Genomic DNA, 18,637 nt, shown 5'->3' with positions numbered 1-18,637 from the left:
CTCGCGCCTAGGCCGCGTGCTGCGCGCGGACGTTCACCTGAGCGATACGCCACGCGCCGCCCAATTCTCCCTCCGGGCGGTCCCTTCCCGGCACCGTCTCCGTGGCGAAGTGGTCCAGCCGCGTCAGCGCGCAGTTGTCGACCGAGAAGGCCAGAGCCTGCTCCGGCGTGACGCCGAGAGCATGGCCCAAGGCCGCGCGAATCGGCCCGCCATGACTGACGCAGACGATATCGCGCCCCGCGTGGCGTCGGGTCAAGGCCGCGATGGCCTCGCCCACGCGGGCGCTGACGGCGGCGAAGCTCTCGCCGCCCGGCGGCACCTCCTCGGCGGGCGCCAGCCAAAAGCGATGCCAGGCGCCGCTGCGCTGGGCGGCCAGTTCGTCGTGGGTCAGGCCCTGCCAGTCGCCGAAGTCCTGCTCGGCCAGGCGCGCCTCGACCTCGAAATCCGCCGGCACGGCGGCGTGGTGGCGGGCGATGGCCTCGGCGGTGGCGCGGGTACGGCCCAGCGGCGTCACCACCCAGGCCGCGTCGTCGGGCAGCCGCGCGGCGAGGCCGCGGAACACGGCCTCGTCGCCGCAGTCGCAGGGCACATCCTGGTTGCCGTAGACAAGCCCGGCATGGCTGGTTACCGGGGCGTGGCGAATCCACCACCAGCGGGTCGTGGTCATCAAATTCCTCCTGAAAGACTTGCGCAGGCGACCAGCAGCACCGCCGCCTCGCCAAGCTGCTGGGCGGCGCCCAGCACGTCGCCGGTGACGCCGCCGATCTGGCGCCGGGCCTGCAGCGCCAGCCCGCCCTGTAGCACGGCGACGGCAAGGACCGCCACCAGCGCGCGGGCCGGATCCAGCAGCAGCGCGGCGGCCGTCACGCCGATCGCCAATGCTGCCAGGGCGTCGGCGCCGCCGGGCCGTCCGGTGGCCGCGGCCAGTCCGTCGCTGCGGGCCTGCGGCAGCGCCCACATGACCGGCGCCAGGCCGGCGCGCGACAGGCTGTGGGCGGCGATCAGCGCCGCCGCCGCGCCACAAGGCCCGGCGGGAGACGCGGCGATGACGGCCAGGCTGCCGCCGCGCGCCGTCAGCACCAGGACCAGCGCCAGCACCCCGTAGCTGCCGATGCGGCTGTCGCGCATGATGGCCAGCTTGCGCGCCCGGTCGCCGCCGCCGCCGAAACCGTCGGCGACATCGGCCAGGCCGTCCTCGTGCAGGGCGCCGGTGATCAGGATGGAGAGGGCCAGCGCGGCCAGCGCGGCGGCGAAGGGCGGCAGCGCCAGCCAGTCCGCCACCGCGAACCCCAGGGCGGCGATGAGACCGATGCCGGCGCCGACCAGGGGGTAGCAGCGGCTGGCGTGGCTCGCGCGCGCTTCCGGCGCCCCCTGCGGTGTTTGCGGCAGGGACGGGCGCGGCAGGGGCAGGCGGGTCAGCAGGCGCGCGGCCTCCAGCAGATCGGCGCCCCAGGCGCGCGGCGAAAAGAAACCGGAAATGGAGGGGAAATGCATCTTGCGTCGCTTAGCCGCTGTTGAGGGTCGTCCGGAAAACGACCCCTGCCTCTGGTTTGCCTTCTTGTATCAGCCAGTTATAAGTCATCTCACCGGCCCGGCCCAGGACCGCGGAAGAATGTTCCCTCTGGCCGGTTCCCTGCCGCGCAACGGCTGCTCAGGAGGTTATTTCATATGGCGGCTGCCGAGGACATAGGAAGCCTTGAGGAAATCCGCGATCTGCTGAAGGCGCTCCCGGAGGCGGATGCGGAAGCCGAAGAGATCGCGCGCGAGCGCCAGGCGCAACTGACCAAGCCGGCCGGCTCGCTGGGCCGCCTGGAGGAGTTGGCGGTCTGGCTGGCGACCTGGCAGGGCCGCAATCCGCCTTCGGTCGACCGTCCCTACACGGCGGTCTTCGCCGGCAACCATGGAATCGCCGCCAAGGGGGTTTCGGCTTACCCGCCCGAAGTCACCGCGCAGATGGTGCAGAACTTCATCGAGGGCGGGGCGGCGGTGAACCAGCTCTGCAGCCTCGCCAACGCCGATCTGCGCGTCTACGAGATGGCGCTGGAGGAGCCGACCGGCGACATCTCCGAAGAGCCCGCCATGTCCGAGGAAGACTGCGCGCGGGCCATGGCCTACGGCATGATGGCGGTGGAGTCGGGCATCGACGTCCTGGCGCTGGGCGAGATGGGCATCGGCAACACCACTTCGGCGGCGGCGCTGTGCCACGGGTTGTTCGGCGGCGCGGCGGCGGACTGGGTGGGCGCCGGCACCGGCATCGACGAGGCGCGCCGGGCGGAAAAGACGGCCCTGGTGGAAAAGGCGGTGGCCCTGCACAAGGGCGTTCTGGACGACCCCCTGCAGGTGCTGCGCTGTCTGGGCGGGCGCGAGCTGGCGGCCATCGCCGGGGCCATCCTGGCCGCCCGCATGGCCCGGACTCCGGTGATGCTTGACGGCTATGCCTGCACCGCGGCGGCGGCGGTGCTCCATGCTCTCGACCCCAAGGCGTTGGATCACTGCCAGGTCTCCCACATGTCCGCCGAGCCGGGCCACAAGCGCCTGCTGGCGCGCATCGGCATGCGCCCGCTGGTCGACCTGGACATGCGCCTGGGAGAAGCCTCGGGGGCCATGGTCGCCGTCCTGCTGCTGAAGGCTGCGGTGGCCTGCCACAGCGGCATGGCCACCTTCGCCGACGCCGGGGTCTCCGGTCCCAGTGAAAACGAGTGATATTCCAATAGATTAGGACCGTATCGGCTGGGGTCTTGCCATTTCGCCGCCGACGGCGAAACTCTGGGTCATGGCCGAGACGCAAACCCTAGATCCGGGGCGGACCGCCGGGGTCGCCGCGACCCAGCAGGGCCGCCTGCGGCTCAGGACCCTGGTGCTGATCCGCTGGATCGCCCTGTTCGGGCAGGCCACCAGCCTGGCGGTGGTCCACTTCGGCCTGGGGTATGCGATCCCTTTCATTCCGGCCATGGCGGTGATCGCCGCCTCGGGCGCCCTCAATGTGGTGATCACGCTCGCCCGGCCCACGGCGACCTGGGTGAGCGACCGCGAGGCCTTCTGGAACCTCTGCTTCGACCTGGTGTTGCTGGCCGCCCTGCTGTGCCTGACCGGCGGCCTGCAGAACCCCTTCTCGATCCTTATCCTGGCGCCGGTGGTGATTTCCGGCTGGGCGCTGTCGCGGCGCAGCACCCTGGTCCTTTCGGCCATTGCGGTCTGCCTCGCCTCTTTCCTGGCGGTCTGGTACCTGCCCCTGCCCTGGGCCGAGCCCGGCATCCTGCTGTCGCCGACCTACATCGCGGGCGTGTGGACGGCCTTGGTCATTGCCGTGATCTTCATCGCTTCCTATGTCTCTTCCGTGGCCCAGGAAAGTCAGCGCATGTCGCAGGCCCTGACGGCCTCGCAGTTCGCCCTCGCGCGCGAGCAGCAGCTTTCGGCCCTGGGCGGTCTCGCCGCCGCGGCGGCGCACGAGTTGGGCACGCCGCTGGGCACGATCGCGGTGGTGGCGCGCGAGCTGCAACGCGAGCTGCCGGCGGACTCGCCGCTGCGCGAGGACGTGGAGTTGTTGCACGCCGAATCGCTGCGCTGCCGCTCGATCCTCGCGGGGCTGGCCGAGCGCCCCGCCGGCGACGACGGATCGCCTTATCATCAGCTGCCCATGGTGGCGCTGGTCGAGGCGGCGGCCGCGCCGCACCGGCGTGAGGGCGTGGAGCTGGAGATCACCGCCGCGCCCGCGGTGGACAGCAGCGCGCCGCAGCCCACGGTGACGCGCAATGCCGAGGTGCTGCACGGCGTCGGCACGCTGATCCAGAACGCGGTGCAGTTCGCCCGGCATCAGGTGCTGGTGGAACTGACCTGGGACGAGGAATCGGTGATGCTGCGCATCGCCGACGACGGACCGGGGTTCGACGTCACGGTACTCAGCCGTCTCGGCGAGCCCTACTATTCCACGGGCGCCCGCGCGCGGCGGCGCGGCGGGGAGCAACACATGGGCCTCGGCATCTTTATCGCCCGCACGCTGCTGGCCCATCACGGGGCGACCTTGGAACTTTCGAACGACGTCGCGGGCGGCGCCGTGGTGGAGATCCGCTGGCCGCGCAGCCGCCTGGAAGTGGTCCAGGCACCGCGAGATGGCGGCCCGATGGCCGGCCAAGGAAAGACGGCCTAGGGATCCCGGAATTTATGGAAAGGGAAGTGAGGAAGGCGGTATGACAGGTCACTCGGAGCCGCGTGAGGAGACCCGGGAAAGCTGCGATCCCCAGAGTGGTGGGGACTCCCGGGATAAGGAGGCCTCCTTGCCCGAGGCGGCGCCGCGAGAGCTGCTGATCGTCGACGACGACCAGCGGTTCTGCGACCGGCTGGCGCGGGCCATGGAGCGGCGCGGCTTTGCGGTACAAACCGCCTACAGCGTCGCCGACGGCCTGGCGCTGGCGCGCCGCCTCGCGCCCAGCCACGCGGTGGTCGATCTGCGCCTGGAGGACGGCTCCGGCCTGGAGGTGGTGCAAGGCCTGCGCGAGGCGCGTGAGGACGCGCGTATCATCGTGCTCACCGGCTACGGCAACATCGCCACGGCGGTGGCGGCGGTGAAGGTCGGGGCGACCGACTATCTGCCCAAGCCCGCCGACGCCGACCAGGTCGAAGCGGCGCTCCTGGAACGGGGCGAGGCCTTGCCGCCGCCGCCCTGCAACCCCATGTCCGCCGACCGGGTGCGCTGGGAGCATATCCAACGGGTCTACGAGCAGTGCGATCGCAACGTTTCCGAGACGGCGCGGCGCCTGCGCATGCACCGGCGCACGCTGCAGCGCATCCTGGCCAAGTACGCACCGCGCAACTGAGCGGCGTTGCTCCAGGCGTTTTTCGGAAGAGGTCTATCTTGGTTTGTTAGAGCAACTTGTCCGCGTCCATCCGGACGCGGGTTGCTCTAGGCGCCGGTGGCCGTCTGCGGCTGACCGGCGGTGCGGCGCTGGCGGGTCATCGCCGCGGCGAGGCGTTCGGCCGCTTCCTCGCGGCTGATCTTCTCTTTCAGCAGATGATCCAGGAAATAGCCCTGGAACAGCGAGATGCCGAGCTCGTGGCCCAGTTCGATAGCGTCGTCGGTCTCACAGCGCATCATGATGATACGGCGTGGATTGGTGTCTTCGATCGACTTGCGCAGATGCTCGCCGTCCTTGCCTTCCAGTTGCTGGCGCAGTTGCGGCGTCCAATGCAGCTTCATCAGCTCGAAGCCGAGCATGCGGCGGTCGACGAAAGGCAGCGACAGCGTCGTCAGTCCGTCCAGGCAGATGCGGTAGCCACGGTCGAGCAGGAACTCGCGGGCGAAGAGGAAGCGCGGGATGTCCGCGAAGACGTCGACCATCTGCAATTCGATGACGATGGTGTTGCGCCGCTCCTTGTCGAGCAGTGCGTCGAATTCCAGGAATCGCGGCGACAGCACACTGGCGATATTGATGTTGAGGCTGAAAGAGCGCTTCAGTGTCGAATCGTCGTTTCTCGTCAGCCAGGCGAGCATACGCTCGTCCAGCTTGGTGGTCAGGTACTGGAACAGCCAGCGGTCGGAGCACAGATTCTGGTCCGGCAGCAGCGCCTGCTGCAGCGCGCCGATGGAAGTGAAGAGTTCGTAAAACAGCGGTTGCGGCCGGCCGGTCTCCCCCACTTCGCAGATCGCCTGCCGGCTGGTCATGGTCGAGAGGTCGGCCTGGGCGATGGCTTTTTGGATGGCGGCCAGGTTGCTGAGGTCCAGCGGCTTGCCGGGGCCGTTGCCGCGGCGCTGCGTGCGCGCCTTCAGGTCTTGCTCGGCGCGCTGCTCGATCAGGGTCTGGACCTGCGCGATCAGCTCCTCGAACTGCGTATCCAGGTTGAAGTAGGTGCAGAACTCCTGCTGCGCCTCGGCCTCGTCGGCGAAGAAGGGGTCGTCGCTCAGGACCTGCCCCACCCGGGCCAGCGCCTCGTCCATCTTGGTCAGCGCGCCGCGCGGATAGACGACGAAGAGATCGGTGTTGAATAGGGGGAAAAGGCTCGCCTCCGCCTTCTTGGCCTCGCGGGCCATCATGGTGCGCACCACGTCCAGGCATTCGGGAAGCTGCAGGAAGGTCATCAGCTTCGAGAGATGGATCTGGACGGCGAAGGTGTCGCCGCGGGACCGCTCCAGGCGCTTGATGTGGTTCAGCAGGGCTTGTTCCTGCAAGCGCGGTTGCTGGCTAGATCCTGACGTCATCTTCGAAAATGGCTCCCGAGGTGGCGGTTCGCTTCGTTGAACCCCTTGAGAGCTTAGGGACTTGTCGCTTTCGATTTGGTTAACTCTCTCTTTGCGCATTCCGGCGAGGGCGGTATTTCTGACCGGACTGCGCGAATTCCGCGGTTTCGCTTGCCTGGTTTCGCGCGATCCAGTAGGGCAACGGCCGGGGCAGGTGGTCAGAGCAAGCTTTTTAGTCGAACACAGACCAATCTATTCAACCTTGCGTCCCCGAATCGAGCGACAATGGCAGGCAGCTATGGACAAGAAATCGGACAGCGGCGGAATGCCCTCCCCAGGCCCTGAACGTTCGGACCTGGCCGCCGCGCTGGAGCGCCTCGCCGGGGTGCCGGTCCTGGTGCTGGGCGACATCATGCTGGACCGCTTCGTCTACGGCACTGTCGAGCGCATCTCGCCGGAAGCGCCGATCCCGGTGCTGCGCATCGCCCAGGAAAGCGCGATGCTGGGCGGAGCCGGCAACGTGCTGCGCAACCTGGCGGCGCTGGGCGCGCGGCCGCACGGCATCGCCGTGGTCGGAGAGGACGCGGCCGGGGCCGAGGTCGAGGAGTTGGCGCGGACCTGCCTGGAGCCGGTGGCGGGCGAGATCGAGTTGCTGCGCACGCCAGCGCGCCGCACCACCATGAAGGACCGCTTCATCGCCGCCGGCCAACAGCTGCTGAGGGTCGACCGCGACCCGGAGGGCGGCCTCGACGCCGAGACCAAGGCCAGGGTGAAGACGGCGGCCTTGGCGGCCGTGGCCAAGGCCTCGGCGGTCATCATCTCCGACTACGGCAAGGGTCTGCTGGACGAGGCGCTGATCGCCGCCGTGGTGGCCGCGGCAGGCGCGCACGGCTGCCCGGTCGTCGTCGATCCCAAGGGCCGCGACTTCGCCCGCTACCGCGGCGCCGCCTGGGTGACGCCCAACCGCCGCGAACTGGCCGAGGCCAGCGGCCTGGCCACCGGCGACGGCGACGCCGTGGCGGCGGCGGCGCGCAAAGTCATCGCCGAGGCCGGCGTCGCCGCGGTGCTGGCCACGCGCAGCGAACAAGGCATGACCCTCGCCACGGACGCGGGCGTCCACCACCTGAAGGCCGAGGCGCGGGAGGTCTATGACGTTTCCGGCGCCGGCGACACCGTGGTCGCCACCTTCGCCGCCGCACTTGGCGCGGGCCTGGACGCCGTGACCGCGGCGCAGCTCGCCAACGTGGCGGCGGCCATCGTGGTCGGCAAGCTGGGCACCGCCGTGGCCCGGCCGGGCGAGATCCTGCACGCGCTGCACGCCTCCGACCTGCTGGCCGCCGAGGCCAAGGTGGCCGACCTGGACAGCCTCGGCGAGCAGGTCGCGCAGTGGCGCAAGGCGGGCCTCAAGATCGGTTTCACCAACGGCTGCTTCGACCTGCTGCATCCGGGCCACGTCTCGCTGCTGGAGCAGGCGCGCGCCGCCTGCGACCGCCTTATCGTCGGCCTCAACAGCGACGCCTCGGTGCGCCGGCTCAAGGGCGAGACGCGTCCGGTGCAGGGCGAGGCCGCGCGGGCCGCGGTGCTGGCCTCGCTGGCCAGCGTCAGCCGCGTCGTGCTCTTCGGCGAGGACACGCCGCTGGCGCTGATCGAGGCACTGAAGCCCGATGTGCTGGTCAAGGGCGCCGACTACAGCGTCGAGCAGGTGGTGGGCGCCGACATCGTGCAGGCCTATGGCGGCAAGGTCGTGCTGGCCGAGCTGTCGCCGGGCCATTCCACCACGGCGACCATCGCACGCCTGAACGGCGGCTGAGCTTCTCTCTGTTTCAGAAACTCTCGAGCGCGCCCGGCAGGGCATCCGGGTCGGTCAGGCCTTGCAGGCGCTGGGCGGCGAGCTGCGCGAACTGCAGCACCAGGGCGCGTCGCCGCGCGGCGTTGAGGGTGAATTCGCCAGACTCGCGGATCACCGTGGCGCCGTAGCCGTCGGCGACCATCAGCCCCTGGTCCGTGGGAATCAGCTCCTGGGGGAAGCTCTCCGGCACCGCGAAGTAGAAGTAATCGCAGTAGTCCAGATAGTCCGGCCACTTCCGGTCGGTCCGGAAGTCCTCCACGCTCGACTTGATCTCGACGATGGTGATGCGGCTCTTGGCGTCGAGGCAGAAAAGGTCGGCGCGCCGGCCCGAGCGCAGCGTGAATTCAGGCAGGCTCACCAGGCCGTGAGCGGCGAAGCTGCGGGTCAGGCCGCGGGCGATCAGCCCGGCGGCGTTGGTGCGGGTCAGCTCGGCGGCCGGATCGGCGGCCATCATGGCGAGGTGGCTGTTCGGTGGGACCGGCATGGCCCGAGCATAGCCCGGCACCCCCCGGCTGTCATTCGGGGCCGGCCATCATGTTGACGCCCTCATGCCAAAGGCGCCGGGGGCAAGGGACTTAAAGGATGGCTTGCAGCAGCAGCGCAGCGCCGGCCGCCGGCAGCGCCCACAGCGCGGCGGTGATGGCATAGCCCAGAAGGTTGAAGGAGCCGGAGATCGCTCCCTCGGCGTGGAGCCGGCCGAAGGTGCGTCGTTCGCGCCCCAGCAGCAGCACCAGGTAGTAGCGGCGCCGGCCGATCGGCAGGGAGCGGCGGACCTCGACCGCGTGCTGGGCCATGCCGCGGGCTCCGAACATCGCCTTGATCGCTTCGCGCTGCTCATGCGTGAAGGTCTCGGCGACGCGCGGGTCGATGCGCTTGAAATAGTGGTCGATAAAGGGGTCGCGCGAGGCGTGGGAGGCGTCTGCTGCGGCAGCGGAGGCGGCGGGGAGATGAACGGCGCCTTGGTTGATTTCTTCCGGCGTCGCGGTCTGCTGGAACATGGGCCTTGCTCCCTGCCATCTGTCGTTGCTTGACCGGAGATTGTCACAGCAGCTTTTAAGAAGCTCTTAAGCGCTCTCAAAAATTTCGCGCAAATCCAAGGCGTTCAGCAGGGTTTTCGCGGCATTGAGGCGGCTCCCGGCGCGGCGCGGCGCCGCTTGGCGTTGATTCCGGCCGACTTCACAAACGGCGGAGTTGGGCCGTCCGGCAGGGTGCAATCGCCCCGCCGAGCCCCTATATTTGCCACTCAAGATCACGTCGCGTGTTGGAGGTTTCTCGAGATGGCGCCATCCCCGCCGGAGAGCGGGCCTGAAACGGGCTCAGGGGCTTCTGGCTCCGAAACCGGTCCGGGGGGAGACTCCCGGCCCGGCCCAGACGCCGGCCGGCCGGCAGGGCCGAAGGCGGGCCCGTCGTGGCTGCGCCAGCTCGTCGACTATGGCCCCCTGGCGGCCTTCTTCGCGGTCTATTGGCTGGCCGACCTGACCTCTGCGACGGTGGCCATCATGGTGGCCACCGCCGTGGCCCTGGTGCTGGCCCTGGCGATCGAGCGGCGGGTGCCGCCGATGCCGGTTGTGACGGCGGTCATCGTCGGCGTTTTCGGCGGCCTGACGCTGTGGCTGGACGACGATACCTTCATCAAGATGAAGCCGACGATCGTGCAGCTTATCTTCGCGGCGGTGCTCTTCGGCGGGCTGCTGTTCAAGCGGCCGCTGCTGAAGCCGCTGCTGGGCACGGCCTGGCCGCTGGATGACGAAGGCTGGCACAAACTGTCGTTCCGCTTCGCCCTCTTCTTCCTCGTCATGGCGGCCTTGAACGAGGCCGTCTGGCGTACCCAGTCGACGGACTTCTGGGTGACCTTCAAGGTATTCGGAATACTCGTCCTCACCTTCGTCTTCGTCGCCTCCCAGATCTATTTCATGCGGGCGCATATGCCTGCCTTCGGCGAGCCGCCGGAGGATGCGAAGAACCGCCAGGAAGCGGACTGAACCTCTCCGCACCTGCGGCGGTCCGCGGCTGCGCCCGCTTGTCCCGGGCTTCGTCCGATCGGGCTACCCCCTTGGGGCGATTGACCCTGGGCGCAGGCGCTTCTCATACTTCAAGTAGCGAGCCCCGTGATGAAGCTGTGTGGGGGGTCCCTTCGGGAGGTGCCTTCGGGGCGGCGCTATAGGGCCGCCGTTGTGCGAGGGCATCTTGGACAGGGGACAGTGCATGGGGCCAGACACCAGCGCGATCGTTCAGGCCTTCACGGTGGGTACGCCGCGGGACCGGCAGGCCGTTCTTGCCGCCTTGCCGGCGACCATGACCCGCGACGTCGCCTTGCAGCTCGCCGGCTCCGACGAACCCAGCATCGCCGTGGTGGCGCTGGACCAGGTGACCGCCGACCACGTCGGCGCCCGTGACCCCGAGACCAGCCTGGCGCTGGCGCTGGCCTGCTATCAGGTCTGCCGGCGGCTCTTCGACCGCTACGGCGCCGGTCCGGCGCAGGTTTACGTGAACACCGCCGGGCGCAGCGCCCACTTCGCCGTCACCGCCCTGCGCAGCAACGGCGACTACGCCAGCGTCCTGGAGCTGCTGGATGAGGCCTTGCCGTGGCTGGAAGATGCCCGGCACCGCAGCCATCTGACCGACCTCATCATCGCCCGCATCGAAGCCTGTCTGGAACTCAAGCGGCACCGGGAGGCGGCGGCGCTGCTCGCCGCGGTGCCCGAGGAACTGCGCGCCCAGGATGTGCGCTTCGCCTCCCTGCGTTTGCGCCTGGAGCCTCAGACTCAGCGGGATTGAGGGAGCGGCGGCGTGCCGCCCGGCGGAGCGATCCGCCGTTTCAGAGGGTTCCCTCTTCCGAAGCCCGGTCTCCGGCGGCCAGCTTGCCGGCCCGCGGGCCGGGGGTCTTGCCCCGAGGCGGACCGGGGCGTCAGTTGAGCTGGCTGGCGAGCTGGGCCAGGGTGTGGCGCTGTCCGTCGGTCAGCGCGCCGTCGTCGATGGAGGCGACGCGCTCGATCATCTCCAGGAACTGGTCCTTCTCGGCCTCGGACAGCTTGCCTTCCAGATTGCGGGCCAGGCGGCGGACCGCTTCGTCCATGTTGGCCGACTGCTGCACCAGCCAACGGCCGTAGGCGCCGATCTGCGCAGCCTCGGCCGCGTCGGTCCGGAAGGCGCGGCGGCACTCCTCGGAAATCGCCTCGACCTCGGCGCGGCCGATGCCGCCTTCCATCTTGGCGAAGGCGGCGAGGACGCCGGCGGCGGCCAGGCGCGGATCGTCAATGCCGTCGAGCGGATTGGCGTTGGCCTTGCGGCGATAGCCGAAGCGGCGCAGGGCGGAGCGGATGTCGTCGGCGGTGTCCATCAGCTCGCCGGCCGCGCGCGCCGCCATGTGGGCGCGCCACAGCCAGACCCCGATACCGGCGGCGATCCCCAGGACCGCCAGAACAATGTGCATAGCCGCCTCCGCCCGCGAAGCCCCGCCGGGCACCCTGAAACCGGATCAAGGATTGCCCAGACGGCGCCGAATCTCAATCGGAGATTGGTGTGAGGAGGTGCAATAACACGCAGGCGGACAGGTCCGCCCGCTCGGTCGGCCTCTTTAGCCTTGCGGGGCGATGAACTCGACGCGGATGCCGCCGGGGATGGCGCACATCATGTGACGTATGGCGCTGCCGCCCAGGGATTCCGGCGCGAACTCGATGGCGACGCCCTCGCTCGCGGCCAGCTTGCGGTGCAGGGTCTCCAAGGCTGCGCCGCTTTCGACCTGCAGGGCCAGGTGGTGCAGGCCGATGGCGTTCTTGCGGTCGAAAGGCTGGGCATTTTGCGGGTCCGCCGCCTGCCACAGGGTGACCATGATGGTGCCGTCGGAAACGAAGACGGCAGGATAGTCCGGCTTTTCGCCGACCTGAGTGAAGCCCAGGACATCGAGGAAGAAGGCGCGGGCCTGGGGCAGGTCCGGCACCGTCAGGCCGACGTGATGGACGCCACTGGTCAAGGGGGGCGTGGCGGGTGATCCGGCGGTTTCGGTCATCGGTCAATTCTCCTTGGTTTTCGGGTCGAGGCAGCGGCCTCCGGCACGCCGCCCCTTCCCCTAGAGAATTCCGCTATCAGACAGAAGCGGGAGAAATGGAAAGTCTTTATTCCTGGTATAGGAATAATGAAGTGAAAGACCCCGGCCCTCGCGGATGCCGGGCGCCACAACCGCCCCCCGCGCGGTTGACAAAGGCCTCCCGACGCAGCCCCATGCGGTGCCGCGCGAAACCGGGGAGCGGACGATTGTCGACCGGCGAACGCCTGGAAGGTTTTTCGACGGAAACAAGAGGATTTCTCCGCATTGTCGGATCTGCTGCGGGTGGTCAGCGAGGCCCCGCCGGCGGCGGAGGAAGTCCGGCCCCTGGCCGAACGGCCGCTCGACGCCTTCATGCTGTGCAGCTTCAACGTGACGACTCCCTCCGTGGAGGAGTTGAGGGCACACTACGCCAAGACGGCGAGCCCCATGGTCAAGGTGATCGACGAGGTCTACGGGACCGGGCTGCTGCTGCGCAACGCCTCCATACTGGCGCTCTTCCTGGACTCCTTTCAGCGCCACTTCGGCACGCCGCTGATCCTCAATCGTCCCATGTCCCAGGCGGATCGCGCGGCCCTGCTGGTGCTGTCCTGCATAGATCTGCGCATCCGCCTGGACCGCCGCCTGAAAACCCTCGCCGGACTGGCGCGGCTGGATCCGGAGTTGCGCATGGTCGTTACCCTGGACCCGAAGGCCGGCACCTTGTGCCGGGGCTGGAGCGGCGCCCCAATATCGAGCTGCTGGGCAGAATCGAAGCCGCCCGCGCGCGCCGGATCGTCCTCGAGTCCAAGTTCGCCGTCAACGTGACGCCGACCTACACCGCCACCGCTTTCGTGACCGAGCGGGTGAGCAACGCCATGCTGCTGGGCTGTTGCGTGATCTCCGACAAGAACAGCCACCTGGCCGGACGCTTCGCCGAGGGCCGGGAGCTTCTCTTCATGGACGACTGCGATCCTTCGGCCCTGGCCCCCTACTTCCGCGAGCGTCTCGACGGGGCCCAGGCCATCGCCGAGGCCGGCCGCCACAAGGCGTTGACGGAGTTCGCCACCGCAAACCTTGCCGACGACCTCATCGAAGTCATGCAAGAAGCGTTGTAGGGCCGGGCTTTTCGCACTTTAGGGATTTTTGGCGCACCCGACAGGATTCGAACCTGTGGCCTTCGCCTTCGGAGGTAACGCCTACACGATGACGTTTCGACGGAACGGTCCGTCAGACATGGCGGCTCTTGTACCATGTCAGCGTGAGATTGAGACGATCGATGATTTGAAAGACGAAGTCGAGGCCCTTTGGAAGGCGGGATGAAACGGGCCTTTGGCGTATGAAATTGAACGGCAGCATTGGTCAGGGCAAGTTTCGCTGGACTGGCGCATTTTTTACGCTTCGGCACATGCAGCTTTCCCCGTCTATTTGGGTGGCCTTATCCTCGACGCTGCGATGCAGGCACCGGCAATCGTTGTCGTCCTTGCCTTGCAGCACAGAGCCACCCTTCGTTCTGACCGACCCTCTTTCAAGTGGTTCGCAACGGCTGGCGATCATCATTGCGCGGGCGAGAATGTTGAGCATCACTTATGCCTCCGGTGCTGCCGGTTCCACTCGGCCGTTTCTCAGGCTGGCGAGTGTCAGGCCGTAGATGCACGCCACGACGATTACCAACGCCACAACCTGATAGGGCGCGATATCATCGCCAAGGAATGGCACGGCAAGAACCATCGTCAGGGCAGGCCATGGCGTGGTGATCGAGCTGGCCAGCGACACGTCGATATGGCGCACTGCGTAGAACCAGACGATCAGCTCAAGGAAGTAGACCAAGCCCATGATCGCCGACATCGTTTGGAAGATTGCACCGACGCCCAAGGGAATTCCTGCCGGCACCACGACAGCCAGAATGACCAGAAGGAAAAGCGCCGAGACCGCAACTCGGAAGAACGTCACCTGCGCAGGCGTGACGGGCGTGTTGCTCAGTTCCTCCTTTATGATGACATGTGCGATGCTCCACAGCAGGGGCACCCCGAGCGAGACCAAGAACCATGGGGACAGACCCGACATCATGAACGTGCCGCCCGTGCCGAGGTAGTAGAGCGAGCCGATCAGCACAGTGGTCAGGGCCAGCTCGACGGCGGTCTTGCGGCGCTTGAGAAATAGGGATTCCCAGAGGATCGCGAACAACGGATAGGCCTGGATCGCGACGGCCGCGTTCGCCGCCCCGGCTTTTTCGACACCGAGGACGTAGAGATAGGTCGAGAGACCGAACAGTGTCCCCGTGAACAGCGCGACGAGGATCATCCGGCCCCGTTCGCGGCGGGATAGATGAAGGCCGAAAATCCCCCTGGTCCCGCTGCGCATCTCCCAAACGAAAAGAGGCGCTGCGAACACGACCTGCCAGACGGACAGCGCAAAGGCGAAACTGAGCGCCCCTACATCGGCGGCACGAAGGTTCGAGATGATCGGCATGATGCCGAGCAGAATGAGGCTGACGAGGGAGAGGGCGATGCCTTTCCCCGCTGATGGAGACAAAAGCGCCATAGCGGAGGTCCATAAATTGCATTGACCTATACACGAATTGCATTCATGAATGAATGAGTGCAATAGAAAGATTGATCTGATGGCAATTTGGGTGCCCGACCTGTCGGACCGAGACGGCCCGAAGTATCTCCGGATCGTCGAGGCTATGGCGGAAGACATCGCGACGGGCCGATTGCCGGCCGGGATGCGTCTTCCGCCACACCGTGAGCTGGCATATCAACTCGGCATATCGCCAAACACGACCAGCCGGGCTTACGCCGAGGCCGTGAAACGGGCGCTCCTAAAAGGCGAGGTTGGCCGTGGGACGTTCGTGCGGTCGGCCAGCGCCGAACCAGCGCAAGCCGAGCCCGAGACACTGCGCCGGACTGACAGCGGGCCGACTGACCTTTCCCGCAATCTGCCGATGCCGGGGTTTTCCGAGCCGCACATTCGTCGTGTGATGTCAGATATCGCGAGTGACGCAGGTTTGCGGTCTCTGCTGGACTACCAGACCGATAGGGACCTCGTGCATCACCGCGAGGCTGGTCAGATGTGGCTTGCGACCTGCGGTGTGGATGCAGACCTTGAATGCGTCATCCCGGTCATCGGTGGGCAGCATGGAATATTGAGCATCTTGATGGCGCTGTTGCAGCCTGGCGATCTGTTGCTGGCCGAGGCTCTGACATACACCCCAATTCTCGCCATGGCGGCGCGTCTTGATCTTCAAACGGGGGCCGTCGCGATGGACGCCGAGGGCGTGGTGCCGGAGTCGTTCGAAACATGGTGCCGTGAGGCAAACCCGAAGGCCTTCTATCTGACCCCGACCTTGCAGGCGCCTACGACGATAACGCTGTCCGAGGCACGACGGTTGAGGATCGCGGAAATCGCCGACCGATACGGCGTAGTTCTGATCGAAGACGATGTGTTCGGACCGCTCAAGCGCGGCAAGCCAGCACCTATCGTGCAGGCGGCACCGGACACAACCATCTACGTGACCAGTCTGTCCAAGACCGTCGCGCCCGGATTGCGTGTAGGCTTCTTGAAGACCCCTGGAAAGTTCGCACCCGCGCTGCATCAATCGGTGAACTTGAGCGTGTGGATGGCGCCCCCTATGACATTGGAGGTGGCCAGTCGGTTGGTTAGGGACGGTACGGCAGTCAAGCTTACCGAATGTCAGCAGCGTGCCGCCTTGCACCGCCAGCAGCTTGTGCAGCGCGCCCTAGGGGGCAACGCGATCCCGGATGTTTCAGAGGGCTTTCACGTCTGGATGCCACTGCCGGAAGGATGGCGTGCCGATGCATTCAGCGCGGAGTGCGCGCGCCTGGGCGTTCGGGTCAGTGAGGGGCGCAGTTTCGCGATGAATGTGGGGGATGCACCGGAAGCCATCCGCATTTGCGTCAGTCACGAGCCGAACGAAGACCGCCTTAAACGCGGCCTCGCAACTATATCCGGCGTGTTGCAGCAAAAGCCGAGTGGAACGTCACTGGTGATCTGAACAGCGATTGGCGTAGGTGCAAAAACAGCCGTTCGCTGCGAAAGACTGCTTCGCTTACATATACGATCTGATTTAGCGATATGACGGAAAGTCAGCTTTACCTGACGTCTTGGCTGAGGGGAAGTGGCGGACCCGACAGGATTCGAACCTGTGACCTCTGCCTTCGGAGGGCAGCGCTCTATCCAGCTGAGCTACGGGTCCCCGTGAGGGGGGCCGGCCGGCCCCTCTTGGAACGGCGGGACAATACTGCAAGAACCCGAGGGGCGCAAAGGGCTTTGCGGGGGCCGGTCGCCGCGGATTTCAGCAGGCGGCGGCGTCGCAGGCCGTGGCGGCGGTCTCGTCGCCGGCCGCTTTTCCAGCTCCGTCTTCGCCCTCTAGCGCGGCGGCGGCGGTTTCCTCGGCGCCGGAGGGCAGCGGCGCGGCCCGGTCGCGGGTCCAGGCGGCGATGTCGTCGATCACGGTCTGGGCCTGTAGATCGCGCAGCAGCATGTGCCAGCCCTCGCGATAGAGGGCGAAGCGCCGGCGGGCCGGGGTCTGGGCGGCGGTCCCCGGCGGCAGGCCACGCCAGAACGCCATCACCGGCTCGGCCGGCACCACCTCGTCCTTCTCGCCGTAAAGCAGCAGCGCCGGGGTCTCCACCTTGGGCGCGGAGGCCAGGGCGGCATCCATGAGGTTTACCAGGCCATAGATCGCATCGGTCCGCGTCTCCTTGATGAACAGCGGGTCGCGGCCCAGGGCGCGCAGCATTTCGATGTTGTCGGAGGCCTGGATGCCCAGGCCCCGGCCGGTGAACTTCGCCCAGGGGAAGAGCCGCGCGCCGAGCCACAGGGCGGCGCGCTGGTGGAACGGCATGGTCGAGCGCGCCCAGACCGCCGGGGCGGCCAGGATCACGCCGTCGGCCCCGGTCACCGCCGGGGGGGCGTCGGGCCGGGCCAGGGCGGCGAGGATCACCGCTCCGCCCATCGACTCGCCCAGCAGATAGAGCGGCAGCCCGGGGTGGCGGTGGCGCAGCAGCGCCGCGGCCTCGCCCAGATCGCCGGTCAGCACGTCGGTCCCGGCCCAGAACCCGCGGTGCGGCGCCTCGCCGAAGCCGCGCTGGTCGTAGGCGTAGACGAGCAGGCCCTTGGCGGCCAGCGCCGGGCCGGACTCGGCGAAGGCGTGGCTGTAGTCGTTGAAGCCGTGGAGGGCGAGGACGACGCCGCGCGGCTCGCCGTCTTCGGGCTGCCAGGACCGCAGCGGCAGCGCGGTTCCGTCGGCGGTGACGAAGGCCGCTTCGGTGAAGGCCGCTGCGGTGAGGCCGGTCGCGGCCAGGCCGGGCCCCGGCGGGGCCAGGCGCGGCGCGCAGGCACCCAGGGTCAGCAAGGGGATCAGCAGCAGGGCCGCCAGGCCCAGGTTGGCCAAGCGGGGTTTGGCGGCGCGGGAAGCCTCAGGCCGCCGCATCGTCGCCGCTTTTGGCCCTGGCGGCGGAGCCTTCGGGCGGTGTGTCGTGCGCGCCGCGGGTGAGCTGCAGGAAGATGTCCTCCAGGTCGGCTTCCTCGGTCGACATGTCGATCACCGAGAGCCCGGCCGCGCAGACGGCGTCCAGGATCTGCGGCACCGGGCTGTCGCTGGCGTGGTAGTGGAACAACAGGCGCCGCCGCCCGGTCTGCTCCGGGTTGAAGGCGGCGAGGGAGTCCGGCACGCCGTCCAGCTCACGGTCGAAGATCAGGGTCAGGGCCTTGTTGTCGACGCGCGCCAGCAGGCTTTCGGTGTCGTCGCAGGCGATCACCTTGCCATGGTTGATGATGGCGATGCGGTCGCAGAGTTCCTCAGCCTCTTCCAGGTAATGCGTGGTCAGCAGCACCGTGGTGCCGGCGCGGTTCAGTTCGCGCACGTTGGCCCAGAGCTGCTGGCGCAGCTCGATGTCGACGCCGGCGGTCGGCTCGTCGAGCACCAGCACGGGCGGCTGATGCACCATGGCCTTGGCCACCATGAGGCGCCGTCGCATGCCGCCGGACAGCGTGCGGGCATAGGCCTCCGCCTTGTCGGCCAGGCCCATGGCGGCGAGGATCCGGTCGCTCATGCGCTCGGCCGGCGGCACGCCGTAGAGCCCGGCCTGCAGCTCCAGCAGCTCGCGCGGCGTGAAGAAGGGGTCGATGTTCAGTTCCTGCGGCACCACGCCGATGGCCGCGCGCGCCTGGCGCGGGTTGGCGTCGATGTCGTAGCCCCAGATGCTGGCGCTGCCCGCGGTCTTATTGACCAGGCCGGCCAGGATGTTGATCAGGGTCGACTTGCCGGCGCCGTTGGGGCCCAGCAGGCCGAAGAGGGAACCGCGCGGAATGTTCAGGTCGACGGCGCTCAGAGCGGTCTTGGCCGGGGCCTTGCCGCTGGCCTTGTAAGTCTTGGTCAGGCCCTGCACGGAAACCGCCATCTCGGGCAAGGCCGCGATGGCCGCGGCGTCGCGCGCCGTACCGGCGGTTGCGGCTGCCGGCCCCGGCACCACGCGGACGTGCCGGTCGCCGCCGGCGGGAGGAGAGGTGTCGCTGCTCATCTTTGCCTTTTCTGGTCTTCCCGGATCGCCTTCGGGGCGCGGCC

At 67.9% G+C, this 18,637-nt stretch carries 19 protein-coding genes and 1 tRNA gene; 9 read left to right on the top strand and 11 right to left on the bottom strand.

From position 1 onward, the window contains the following. Positions 1 to 7: 7 nt before the first annotated feature. Positions 8 to 667, bottom strand: a complete 660-nt coding sequence (locus tag AAFN88_RS02465; protein WP_347517924.1) for a histidine phosphatase family protein — start codon at positions 665 to 667, stop codon at positions 8 to 10. Beyond that, positions 667 to 1,494 carry an adenosylcobinamide-GDP ribazoletransferase gene (locus tag AAFN88_RS02460; RefSeq protein ID WP_347517923.1) on the bottom strand — a complete coding sequence of 276 codons (828 nt, stop codon included), beginning with the start codon at positions 1,492 to 1,494 and terminating at the stop codon, positions 667 to 669. The genes AAFN88_RS02465 and AAFN88_RS02460 overlap by 1 nt, the downstream gene beginning before the upstream one ends. Before the next feature lie 174 nt (positions 1,495 to 1,668). On the opposite strand from AAFN88_RS02460, the gene cobT reads away from it, so the two are divergent. The 3 genes from cobT to AAFN88_RS02445 all read left to right on the top strand — a co-directional run bounded on the left by cobT (position 1,669) and on the right by AAFN88_RS02445 (position 4,814). After that, a complete protein-coding gene (gene cobT, locus AAFN88_RS02455; protein ID WP_347517921.1) occupies positions 1,669 to 2,703 on the top strand; it encodes a nicotinate-nucleotide--dimethylbenzimidazole phosphoribosyltransferase in 1,035 nt (344 codons plus the stop codon). Positions 2,704 to 2,773: 70 nt separating this feature from the next. Next, positions 2,774 to 4,147 (top strand): ActS/PrrB/RegB family redox-sensitive histidine kinase, encoded by a 1,374-nt coding sequence (locus tag AAFN88_RS02450; protein WP_347517920.1) that lies wholly within the window; start codon positions 2,774 to 2,776, stop codon positions 4,145 to 4,147. Between the two features lie 40 nt (positions 4,148 to 4,187). After that, positions 4,188 to 4,814 carry an ActR/PrrA/RegA family redox response regulator transcription factor gene (locus tag AAFN88_RS02445; protein ID WP_347517918.1) on the top strand — a complete coding sequence of 209 codons (627 nt, stop codon included), beginning with the start codon at positions 4,188 to 4,190 and terminating at the stop codon, positions 4,812 to 4,814. 86 nt (positions 4,815 to 4,900) lie between these two features. Here the strand turns inward: AAFN88_RS02445 and AAFN88_RS02440 are convergent, their stop codons facing one another. Further along, positions 4,901 to 6,193: a hypothetical protein gene (locus AAFN88_RS02440; RefSeq protein ID WP_347517916.1), complete on the bottom strand. Its 1,293-nt coding sequence runs from the start codon at positions 6,191 to 6,193 to the stop codon at positions 4,901 to 4,903. 304 nt (positions 6,194 to 6,497) lie between these two features. Here AAFN88_RS02440 and rfaE1 point away from each other — a divergent pair, with 304 nt between their 5' ends. Beyond that, positions 6,498 to 7,982 (top strand): D-glycero-beta-D-manno-heptose-7-phosphate kinase, encoded by a 1,485-nt coding sequence (gene rfaE1, locus AAFN88_RS02435; protein ID WP_347517915.1) that lies wholly within the window; start codon positions 6,498 to 6,500, stop codon positions 7,980 to 7,982. A gap of 13 nt (positions 7,983 to 7,995) precedes the next feature. On the opposite strand, the gene AAFN88_RS02430 is transcribed toward rfaE1, so the two are convergent. Further along, a complete protein-coding gene (locus tag AAFN88_RS02430) occupies positions 7,996 to 8,505 on the bottom strand; it encodes an MmcB family DNA repair protein (RefSeq protein WP_347517914.1) in 510 nt (169 codons plus the stop codon). A 91-nt stretch (positions 8,506 to 8,596) separates the two neighbouring features. Then, positions 8,597 to 9,019 carry a hypothetical protein gene (locus AAFN88_RS02425; RefSeq protein ID WP_347517912.1) on the bottom strand — a complete coding sequence of 141 codons (423 nt, stop codon included), beginning with the start codon at positions 9,017 to 9,019 and terminating at the stop codon, positions 8,597 to 8,599. A gap of 279 nt (positions 9,020 to 9,298) precedes the next feature. On the opposite strand from AAFN88_RS02425, the gene AAFN88_RS02420 reads away from it, so the two are divergent. Both AAFN88_RS02420 and AAFN88_RS02415 read left to right on the top strand, forming a co-directional pair. Further along, the gene (locus AAFN88_RS02420; protein ID WP_347517911.1) at positions 9,299 to 10,003 is read left to right on the top strand and encodes a septation protein A; all 705 of its coding nucleotides are present in this window, start codon (positions 9,299 to 9,301) and stop codon (positions 10,001 to 10,003) included. Between the two features lie 223 nt (positions 10,004 to 10,226). After that, on the top strand, positions 10,227 to 10,799 hold the full coding sequence (locus tag AAFN88_RS02415; protein WP_347517910.1) for a hypothetical protein: 573 nt from the start codon (positions 10,227 to 10,229) through the stop codon (positions 10,797 to 10,799). Between the two features lie 130 nt (positions 10,800 to 10,929). Here the strand turns inward: AAFN88_RS02415 and AAFN88_RS02410 are convergent, their stop codons facing one another. Continuing rightward, positions 10,930 to 11,454, bottom strand: a complete 525-nt coding sequence (locus AAFN88_RS02410) for a TerB family tellurite resistance protein (RefSeq protein ID WP_347517909.1) — start codon at positions 11,452 to 11,454, stop codon at positions 10,930 to 10,932. Positions 11,455 to 11,598: 144 nt separating this feature from the next. Next, positions 11,599 to 12,030: a VOC family protein gene (locus tag AAFN88_RS02405; protein ID WP_347517907.1), complete on the bottom strand. Its 432-nt coding sequence runs from the start codon at positions 12,028 to 12,030 to the stop codon at positions 11,599 to 11,601. 303 nt (positions 12,031 to 12,333) lie between these two features. On the opposite strand from AAFN88_RS02405, the gene AAFN88_RS02400 reads away from it, so the two are divergent. Next, positions 12,334 to 12,873 carry a hypothetical protein gene (locus tag AAFN88_RS02400; RefSeq protein ID WP_347517906.1) on the top strand — a complete coding sequence of 180 codons (540 nt, stop codon included), beginning with the start codon at positions 12,334 to 12,336 and terminating at the stop codon, positions 12,871 to 12,873. Next, complete coding sequence (locus tag AAFN88_RS02395; RefSeq protein ID WP_347517904.1) at positions 12,870 to 13,163, top strand: glycosyltransferase; 294 nt, start codon at positions 12,870 to 12,872, stop codon at positions 13,161 to 13,163. The genes AAFN88_RS02400 and AAFN88_RS02395 overlap by 4 nt, the downstream gene beginning before the upstream one ends. A 469-nt stretch (positions 13,164 to 13,632) precedes the next feature. On the opposite strand, the gene AAFN88_RS02390 is transcribed toward AAFN88_RS02395, so the two are convergent. Continuing rightward, positions 13,633 to 14,589, bottom strand: coding sequence for a DMT family transporter (locus tag AAFN88_RS02390; protein WP_347517902.1), 957 nt, complete (start codon positions 14,587 to 14,589; stop codon positions 13,633 to 13,635). Positions 14,590 to 14,668: 79 nt separating this feature from the next. Here AAFN88_RS02390 and AAFN88_RS02385 point away from each other — a divergent pair, with 79 nt between their 5' ends. Further along, positions 14,669 to 16,063, top strand: a complete 1,395-nt coding sequence (locus AAFN88_RS02385; RefSeq protein WP_347517900.1) for a PLP-dependent aminotransferase family protein — start codon at positions 14,669 to 14,671, stop codon at positions 16,061 to 16,063. A gap of 124 nt (positions 16,064 to 16,187) precedes the next feature. Here the strand turns inward: AAFN88_RS02385 and AAFN88_RS02380 are convergent. The 3 genes from AAFN88_RS02380 to AAFN88_RS02370 form a co-directional block, all read right to left on the bottom strand. Then, positions 16,188 to 16,264 (bottom strand) — tRNA-Arg (locus tag AAFN88_RS02380). 99 nt (positions 16,265 to 16,363) lie between these two features. Beyond that, complete coding sequence (locus tag AAFN88_RS02375) at positions 16,364 to 17,503, bottom strand: lysophospholipase (RefSeq protein ID WP_347517899.1); 1,140 nt, start codon at positions 17,501 to 17,503, stop codon at positions 16,364 to 16,366. After that, positions 17,490 to 18,473: an ABC transporter ATP-binding protein gene (locus AAFN88_RS02370; protein ID WP_347521618.1), complete on the bottom strand. Its 984-nt coding sequence runs from the start codon at positions 18,471 to 18,473 to the stop codon at positions 17,490 to 17,492. Before AAFN88_RS02370 ends, AAFN88_RS02375 begins: the two co-directional genes overlap by 14 nt. Positions 18,474 to 18,637: the final 164 nt, after the last annotated feature.

This window comes from Pelagibius sp. CAU 1746 (assembly GCF_039839785.1).
In the GTDB taxonomy this organism is placed as follows: Bacteria; Pseudomonadota; Alphaproteobacteria; order Kiloniellales; family Kiloniellaceae; genus Pelagibius.
The sequence above is the reverse complement of the archived record's forward strand: the minus strand, read 5'-3'. Positions and strand labels throughout refer to the sequence as shown.

Bases quoted from the DNA above. Each gene is read 5' to 3' on its own strand.
- AAFN88_RS02465 (WP_347517924.1), bottom strand. From the start codon at position 667: ATGACCACGACCCGCTGGTGGTGGATTCGCCACGCCCCGGTAACCAGC.
- AAFN88_RS02460 (WP_347517923.1), bottom strand. From the start codon at position 1,494: ATGCATTTCCCCTCCATTTCCGGTTTCTTTTCGCCGCGCGCCTGGGGC.
- cobT (WP_347517921.1), top strand. From the start codon at position 1,669: ATGGCGGCTGCCGAGGACATAGGAAGCCTTGAGGAAATCCGCGATCTG.
- AAFN88_RS02450 (WP_347517920.1), top strand. From the start codon at position 2,774: ATGGCCGAGACGCAAACCCTAGATCCGGGGCGGACCGCCGGGGTCGCC.
- AAFN88_RS02445 (WP_347517918.1), top strand. From the start codon at position 4,188: ATGACAGGTCACTCGGAGCCGCGTGAGGAGACCCGGGAAAGCTGCGAT.
- AAFN88_RS02440 (WP_347517916.1), bottom strand. From the start codon at position 6,193: ATGACGTCAGGATCTAGCCAGCAACCGCGCTTGCAGGAACAAGCCCTG.
- rfaE1 (WP_347517915.1), top strand. From the start codon at position 6,498: ATGCCCTCCCCAGGCCCTGAACGTTCGGACCTGGCCGCCGCGCTGGAG.
- AAFN88_RS02430 (WP_347517914.1), bottom strand. From the start codon at position 8,505: ATGCCGGTCCCACCGAACAGCCACCTCGCCATGATGGCCGCCGATCCG.
- AAFN88_RS02425 (WP_347517912.1), bottom strand. From the start codon at position 9,019: ATGTTCCAGCAGACCGCGACGCCGGAAGAAATCAACCAAGGCGCCGTT.
- AAFN88_RS02420 (WP_347517911.1), top strand. From the start codon at position 9,299: ATGGCGCCATCCCCGCCGGAGAGCGGGCCTGAAACGGGCTCAGGGGCT.
- AAFN88_RS02415 (WP_347517910.1), top strand. From the start codon at position 10,227: ATGGGGCCAGACACCAGCGCGATCGTTCAGGCCTTCACGGTGGGTACG.
- AAFN88_RS02410 (WP_347517909.1), bottom strand. From the start codon at position 11,454: ATGCACATTGTTCTGGCGGTCCTGGGGATCGCCGCCGGTATCGGGGTC.
- AAFN88_RS02405 (WP_347517907.1), bottom strand. From the start codon at position 12,030: ATGACCGAAACCGCCGGATCACCCGCCACGCCCCCCTTGACCAGTGGC.
- AAFN88_RS02390 (WP_347517902.1), bottom strand. From the start codon at position 14,589: ATGGCGCTTTTGTCTCCATCAGCGGGGAAAGGCATCGCCCTCTCCCTC.
- AAFN88_RS02385 (WP_347517900.1), top strand. From the start codon at position 14,669: ATGGCAATTTGGGTGCCCGACCTGTCGGACCGAGACGGCCCGAAGTAT.
- AAFN88_RS02375 (WP_347517899.1), bottom strand. From the start codon at position 17,503: ATGCGGCGGCCTGAGGCTTCCCGCGCCGCCAAACCCCGCTTGGCCAAC.
- AAFN88_RS02370 (WP_347521618.1), bottom strand. From the start codon at position 18,473: ATGGCGGTTTCCGTGCAGGGCCTGACCAAGACTTACAAGGCCAGCGGC.